The organism is Polaromonas sp. P3_C2 (assembly GCF_056402675.1).
The window spans coordinates 1-6653 of sequence record NZ_JBFUGX010000200.1 but is presented as its reverse complement, the minus strand read 5'-3'; the positions used below and the strand labels follow the sequence as shown (position 1 = coordinate 6653).

Annotated in this window: 8 protein-coding genes; 4 read left to right on the top strand and 4 right to left on the bottom strand. The window is 64.0% G+C overall.

The window, feature by feature from the left end; translation table 11 throughout:
- On the bottom strand, positions 1-996 hold a 996-nt coding region (gene radA, locus AC1DWI_RS10370), incomplete at its 3' end, for a DNA repair protein RadA (RefSeq protein ID WP_477724793.1).
- A 97-nt stretch (positions 997-1093) separates the two neighbouring features.
- Between radA and AC1DWI_RS10365 the strand changes: the two genes are divergently transcribed.
- From AC1DWI_RS10365 to AC1DWI_RS10350, 4 genes are all read left to right on the top strand, one after another.
- Positions 1094-1501 (top strand): 5-carboxymethyl-2-hydroxymuconate isomerase, encoded by a 408-nt coding sequence (locus tag AC1DWI_RS10365; RefSeq protein ID WP_477670273.1) that lies wholly within the window; start codon positions 1094-1096, stop codon positions 1499-1501.
- A 90-nt stretch (positions 1502-1591) separates the two neighbouring features.
- The gene (locus AC1DWI_RS10360; protein WP_477724792.1) at positions 1592-2578 is read left to right on the top strand and encodes a Bug family tripartite tricarboxylate transporter substrate binding protein; all 987 of its coding nucleotides are present in this window, start codon (positions 1592-1594) and stop codon (positions 2576-2578) included.
- A 138-nt stretch (positions 2579-2716) separates the two neighbouring features.
- Positions 2717-3691 (top strand): 2-dehydropantoate 2-reductase, encoded by a 975-nt coding sequence (locus AC1DWI_RS10355; protein ID WP_477670275.1) that lies wholly within the window; start codon positions 2717-2719, stop codon positions 3689-3691.
- Positions 3692-3738: 47 nt separating this feature from the next.
- Positions 3739-4632, top strand: coding sequence for an NAD(P)-dependent oxidoreductase (locus AC1DWI_RS10350; RefSeq protein WP_477670276.1), 894 nt, complete (start codon positions 3739-3741; stop codon positions 4630-4632).
- A gap of 18 nt (positions 4633-4650) precedes the next feature.
- Here AC1DWI_RS10350 and AC1DWI_RS10345 read toward each other — a convergent pair whose 3' ends face one another.
- The 3 genes from AC1DWI_RS10345 to alr all read right to left on the bottom strand — a co-directional run.
- A complete protein-coding gene (locus AC1DWI_RS10345; RefSeq protein WP_477670277.1) occupies positions 4651-5118 on the bottom strand; it encodes an N-acetyltransferase family protein in 468 nt (155 codons plus the stop codon).
- Between the two features lie 50 nt (positions 5119-5168).
- On the bottom strand, positions 5169-5630 hold the full coding sequence (locus AC1DWI_RS10340; protein WP_477670278.1) for an RDD family protein: 462 nt from the start codon (positions 5628-5630) through the stop codon (positions 5169-5171).
- Between the two features lie 39 nt (positions 5631-5669).
- A partial coding sequence (alr, locus tag AC1DWI_RS10335) for an alanine racemase (protein ID WP_477724791.1) occupies positions 5670-6653 on the bottom strand: 984 nt, incomplete at its 5' end.

Below are 6653 nucleotides of genomic sequence, written 5' to 3'. Positions count from 1 at the left end.
GTCCAGGCCCACCGAGAGGCGCCGCGGGCTGGGCCCGCCGTTGTCGACCAGCGCCTGGATTTCAACCAGCATGGGGCGCGTGCCCTCCAGCGTGACCAGCACGCAGCTGCCGGGCACGGGCTCGCTGTGCTGGCTCAAAAAGATCGCACTCGGGTTGGCCACGCCTTTGAGGCCTTTTTCCGTCATGGCGAACACACCGATTTCGTTGACGGCGCCGAAACGGTTCTTGATGGCGCGCACCAGGCGAAAGCTGGAATGCGTGTCGCCTTCAAAGTACAGCACGGTGTCGACCATGTGCTCGAGCACGCGCGGCCCGGCGAGCGCGCCTTCTTTGGTCACATGGCCCACCAGCACGATGCACACGCCGCTGGACTTGGCGGCGCGCGTCAGGTGCGCCGCGCATTCACGCACCTGCGCCACCGAGCCGGGCGCCGACGTGAGCTGGTCGGAATACACCGTCTGGATGGAGTCGATTACCGCGATGGCGGGCTGCGTGGCCTCCAGCGTGGCGAGGATTTTTTCGAGCTGGATCTCCGCCAGCACCTTGACCTGCGAGCCGTCCAGCCCCAGCCGGCGTGAACGCAGCGCGACCTGCGCGCCGCTCTCCTCGCCGGTCACGTACAAGGTGTTGAGCCCGGCGCGCTGCAATGAATCCAGCGCCTGCAGCAGCAAGGTGGACTTGCCGATGCCAGGGTCACCGCCAATGAGCACCACGCCGCCTTCGACAATGCCGCCGCCCAGCACGCGGTCCAGCTCTTCGTGCCCGGTCGGCGTGCGCTCCATGTCGGTGGCTTCGATGTCGGCCAGGGCGGTGACGTCAGAGGCCTTGGCCAGTGACTGGAACTGGCTGCTGTAGCGGTTCTTGACCGGCGCACTGTTTTCCGCGGCCGACTCGATCAGCGTGTTCCAGGCATTGCAGTGCGGGCATTTGCCCAGCCATTTGGGGCTGGTGCCGCCGCATTCGGTGCAGGTGTAAATCGTTTTGTCTTTAGCCATGCGTGATATTACTGTATAAATAACCAGCCTTTGCGTTTTGGTAATGATGGCGGGTCCTGTTCATCCGTGCAACCCRCCAAGCCCACCAGACTCCGTCATGCCTCACCTGAACATTCAATACACCGCCAACCTGGATAGCCTCACCGACATGAACGCCTTGTGCCACACGCTGGCCGCCACACTGGTGGCCCTGCGTGGAGAAGACGGGGTGGCGCCGCTTTTCCCGGTGGCCGGTACGCGGGTCATGGCCTGGCCGGCACAACACTTTGCGGTGGCGGACGGGCGGCCCGACCGCGCTTTTATCTACCTGAACCTCCTGATCACCCCCGGCCGCAGCGAAGCCATGAAAAAGCGGGCCGGCGACGCCCTGCTGGCCAGCGCCAGTGCACACCTGGATGCAGTGTTCGCGCAGCACGCTGTGGGCATGACATTGCAAATCGACGAGGGCATGCCCTTGTATGAAGGCAAGCGCAACAACCTCGCCGCGCATCTGGATGCCGCCTGATCCTGCACAAAATCGCATCTTGCACAACAATGGCTTTTTCGTGCCCGCCACGGCGCCACGGCAGCCCCCACCGATTCACGAGGACACACCATGAACATTTCGCGCCGCCAGCTCATCCAGTCATCCAGTGCTGCAGCACTGCTCACAGGCATCGGCCAGCGCGCCTGGGCCCAGGCCCTTGAAAGCACCAAGGTCATCGTCGGCTTCGCGCCCGGCGGCACCGCCGATATCGTGTCGCGCCGCGTCGCCGACAAGCTGCACCCCGGATATGCCAAAAGCGCCGTGGTGGAAAACAAGACCGGCGCGGGCGGGCAAATCGCCGTGCAGTTCGTCAAATCCGCCGCGCCCGACGGCGCTACCGTTTTGCTGACGCCCATGTCCATGCTGGGCATCTACCCGCACACCYACAAGAAACTGCCGTACGACCCGGTCGCCGACCTGGCCCCGGTATCTGCCGGCGCGATCTTCGACTACGGCTTCGCCGTCGGCCCCTTGGTGCCGGCCAGCGTCAAAAACGTGCCGGACTTTCTTGCCTGGTGCAAGGCCAACCCAGGCCAGGCCAACTTCGGCTCACCGGCCGCCGGCTCATCGCCGCACTTCATCGGCGCGCTGCTGGGCCGGGCCGGCAACGTGGACTTGCGCCACGTGGCTTTTCGCGGCACCCAGCCAGCCGTGCTGGACATGGTGGGCGGGCAGATTGCCGCCGTGTCGGGCCCTACCGGCGAGTTCACCCAGCATGTCGCATCGGGCAAGTGCCGCCTGCTGTCGACCAGCGGCCCCAAACGTAGTCGTTTCACCCCCAACACGCCGACGCTGCTGGAGCAAGGCTTCAAGGACATGGCGTTCACCGAATGGTTCGGCTTCTTCCTGCCCGCCAAAGCGCCGCAGGATGTGGTGCAGCGCCTGAATGCCGGCATCCGCTCCGCGCTGGCCTCACAGGACGTGATTGACGGCCTGGCCGTGTCTTATCTGGAAGCAGCGCCGACCTCGCCCGCACAGCTGGCCGCCATGCTCAAGGCCGACACCGAGTTATGGGGCCCGCTGGTCAAGGCGGTGGGTTTTACACCTGAAGGTTAGAAGTAGAGCCCCCACGCTTGTCGCTTCGCGTACTGCGCTGCCCCCCGAGGGGGCGCTGCGCCTGCGGCCCGGCAAAGCCGGTTCCGCGGCCCCTGCTGGCCTTCCGCTTTTGGAATTTGGAAATGGAGACATGAAACAATGAAGGTATGTATTTATGGCGCCGGTGCCATTGGCGGCTGGATAGGCCACGGGCTGGCTCACGCAGGTTGCCGCGTCAGCGTGATAGCGCGCGGCGCTACGCTCGATGCCCTGCAGCTGCACGGGCTGCGGCTGAACCAGGGCGGCAAGATCACGTCGCAAGCCGTGGCTTCCAGCGCCTCGCCAACCGACCTCGGCGTGCAGGACCTGGTGGTGCTGGCCGTCAAAGCGCCTTCGCTGCCCGAGGTGGTGCGCCGGATCGCGCCGCTGATTGGCCCTGAAACGATGGTCCTGACCGCCATGAATGGCGTGCCCTGGTGGTTTTTGCAGGGGTTCGGCGGGACGCTTGAAGGCACCCAGTTGACCTCAGTGGACCCCGGCGGCGAGGTGGCGCAGGCCATTCCGGCAAAGCACATCGTCGGCTGCGTGGTGCATGCCAGCTGCTCGCTGGATGAGCCCGGCCAGGTGCACCACCACTTCGGCAACAAGCTCATCATCGGTGAGCCCTCCGGCGAGAAAACCTCCCGGGTGCAGCAACTTGCGGCCTTGCTTGAAAAAGCCGGCTTTGAAGCGCCGGTGTCCGGGCAGATCCAGAAAGACATCTGGTTCAAGCTCTGGGGCAACATGACCGCCAACCCGATCAGCGCGCTAACCGGCGCGACCATGGACCGCGTCCTGGACGATGAACTGGTGACGGGTTTCACCCACAGCGTGATGCTCGAAGCCAAGGAAATCGGGGCGCGCATCGGCATCCCGATCAACCAGACCCCTGCGGAGCGACATGTCATCACACGCAAGCTGGGCGCATTCAGGACATCCATGCTGCAGGACGTGGAAGCCGGCAAACCGGTCGAGTTGGACGCACTGGTGACGGCCGTGCGCGAGCTGGGGCAACTGACGGCCGTGCCCACACCTTATACCGACGCCTTACTCGGGCTGGCCCGGTTGCAGGCACGCGTCAAGGGTCTTTATTGACCCAAAGATTTTCTGGCTTTTTTCTCAACCACTTTTCAGGAGACAGCATGAAACACATCGGCGTTATCGGCGCATCGGGCCTCATGGGACACGGCATTGCACGCAACCTGCAGGCCAAGGGATTCAACGTCAGCCTGACCGTGCACCGCAATACGGAACGCGTGGCCGACCTGCTGGCCGCCGGTGCGAAGCAGGCCACCAGCCCCGCCGAATTGGGCGCGTGCGACGCGGTGATTATTTGCGTGACGGGATCGCCGCAGGTCGAGGAGACCCTGCTCGGGGCCAATGGCGTACTGTCAAAGGCGCGCGCCGGGTTGATCGTGATCGACACCTCCACCAGCGAACCCGAATCCACACGCCGCCTGGCCGCCCTATGCGCCGAGCGCGGTGCGACGCTGGTGGATGCACCACTGGCGCGCACGCCGGTGGAAGCCGAGCTCGGCAAGCTCAACACCATGGTGGGCGCAGAGCAGGCCGTGTTCGACAAAATCCGGCCGGTACTGGCCGCCTATTGCGAAAACATCTTTCACGTAGGCGGCCCCAGCGCCGGGCATGTGATCAAACTGCTCAACAACTTCATCGGCCAGGCAATTTGCACGGCTACCGCCGAGGCCTTTGCCGTGGGCGCACTGGCGGGCATTCAGCCGCAAAAGCTGGTGGAAGTGATTTCGGCCGGCGCGGTGAACTCGGGCCTCTTCCAGGCCATGGCCAAGACGCTGAACGGCGACTTCAACGGCCTGAAGTTTGAGCTGGACAACGCGCGCAAGGACCTGCGCTACTACACCCACCTGGCCGAGATGGTGAATGCTCCTTCTCTCGTGGGCGAGGCCGTGCACCAAAGCCTGGCCACCGCCAGCGCGCTGGGCCAGGGCAAGAAATTTGTCACCGCCCTTGTGACGGCACAGGAAAAACTCACAGGCGCGAAAATCACGCCGCAGTGAGCCGCGGTTCGACGGCGCCTAAAGCGCCTTGGCGTACACCACGAAGCCGGAGTTTTCCGCCACCTGGTCATACAGCCTCATGGCCGTGTTGTTGGTTTTGTGGGTTTGCCAATAAACGCGGGTAGAACCGGCGGCCTGGGCTTTCTCGTACACGGCTTCAATCAGCGCCTTGCCAACGCCCCGGCCGCGCACGGCTTCAGCCGTGAACAGATCCTGCAAATAACAGACCGGCGCAATGCGGGTGGTGCTACGGTGATACAGGTAATGCGTGAGGCCCACGAGTTCGCCGCCAGACTCCGCCACCAGAGCGTGGACAGGCTCATACGCATCAAAAAAGCGCGACCAGGTCATTGCGGTGATGTCGTCAGCCAGCGCCGTCTCACCGGATCGGCCGTAGAACTTGTTGTAGCCCAGCCAAAGGGGCAACCAGGCCTCGAAATCCTGCGGCGCTATGGGACGAACGGTGATGGATGAAGCCACTGGCATGGGCACCTCTTGATGATGGCAGGCAGGGTTGATGCCGGAGAGAGCGGGTATCAGCCGTTGAACGCGACAGGCTGGGTAGTGCCGGCCTTGTCGCGCACGACAACCGTGCCGGCGAGCTTGTCGTGCCAGCCCTGCTTGCGGGCGTCGAAAGCCACCCAGAAAAAACCCAGGCAAAAGGGAATGGTGGACAGCACATAACCGACGTAGCGGATGACGAACTGGCCTGCCGTGGCCTTGAGGCCGGTCCTGGCGTCCACGATGCGGGCAGCAATCGCCATTTTCCCGGGTGTCGCCTGCCGAACGATCCAGAAGCCCACGACCACCACAGCCGGAATAACCCATGAGATCAGGAAATCCGCCGGCCCCTGAACCAGCTTTGTACTGTTCCAGTAAGCGGTGCCGTAGATGACCGTCAGCAGCGGGAAGATCAGCACGCAGAACAACACGGTATCAATCAGCGATGCCCAGACGCGTATCCAGAAGCCGGCATATTCAAGTTCTGATGTTTCCATGGTTCTTTTTTCCTGAACAAGTTTGCAGTCACAGCGGATTCAGTCCGYCACCGCCGGCACACGCTGTGCCACCGCGCACATGAGCTCATAACCGACGGTGCCGCCGGCGTGCGCCACTTCGTCGATCGGCAGCACCGCGCCGCTGGAGGCGCGGCCCCACAGCGTCACCTCGGTGCCGATGCCCGCGCCGGGCACGGGAGTCAGGTCCACCGTGATCATGTCCATGCTGACGCGCCCCACCATGCTGGTGCGCACGCCATTCACCAGCATCGGCGTACCTGTGCTGCAGTGGCGCGGGTAGCCGTCTGCGTAACCGCAGGCCACCACGCCGATGCGCAGCGGGCCGTCGGCCGTGAAACAGGAGCCGTAACCCACGGTATCGCCGGCTTTGAGCTCCTGGATGCCGATGATTTTCGATGACAGCGTGATGGTGGGCTGCAAATCCCAGTCGGCCGCGCTGTGCTCGGGGAAGTCGGGCGCGCTGCCGTAAACCAGGATACCGGGCCGCACCCAGTCGGAGCGCCCGGCCAGCACATCGCCGTGCCGCAAGGTGGCGGCGCTGTTGCTGAGGGTGCGCTCACCCGGCAGGTCGTGTGTGACGGCGTCGAAGGCCTTCAGCGCCGCGGCGATACCTTTCGGGCCGTCTGCATCGGAAAAATGCGTCATCAGCGTAATCTCTTCGACCTGGGGCAATGCATTCAGGCGCGTCCACGCCGCACGGTAGCGTTCGGGTGCAAAGCCCAGCCGGTTCATGCCCGAATTCATCTTGAGGAAGACACGGTGCGGCAGCTGCGTCTTGTGGGCAGCCAGCATGTCGATCTGCTCGTTGCAGTGAATGGTATGCCACAGGCCCAGGCGGGAGCACAACTCGAGATCCCGCGCCTCGAAGCAGCCCTCCAGCAGCAGGATGGGGCCGCGCCAATCAAGCGCGCGCAGGCGCTGCGCTTCAGCCAGGTCCAGCAACGCAAATCCGTCGGCGCTGCGCAGCGCATCAAAAACACGTTCGATGCCGTGACCATAGGC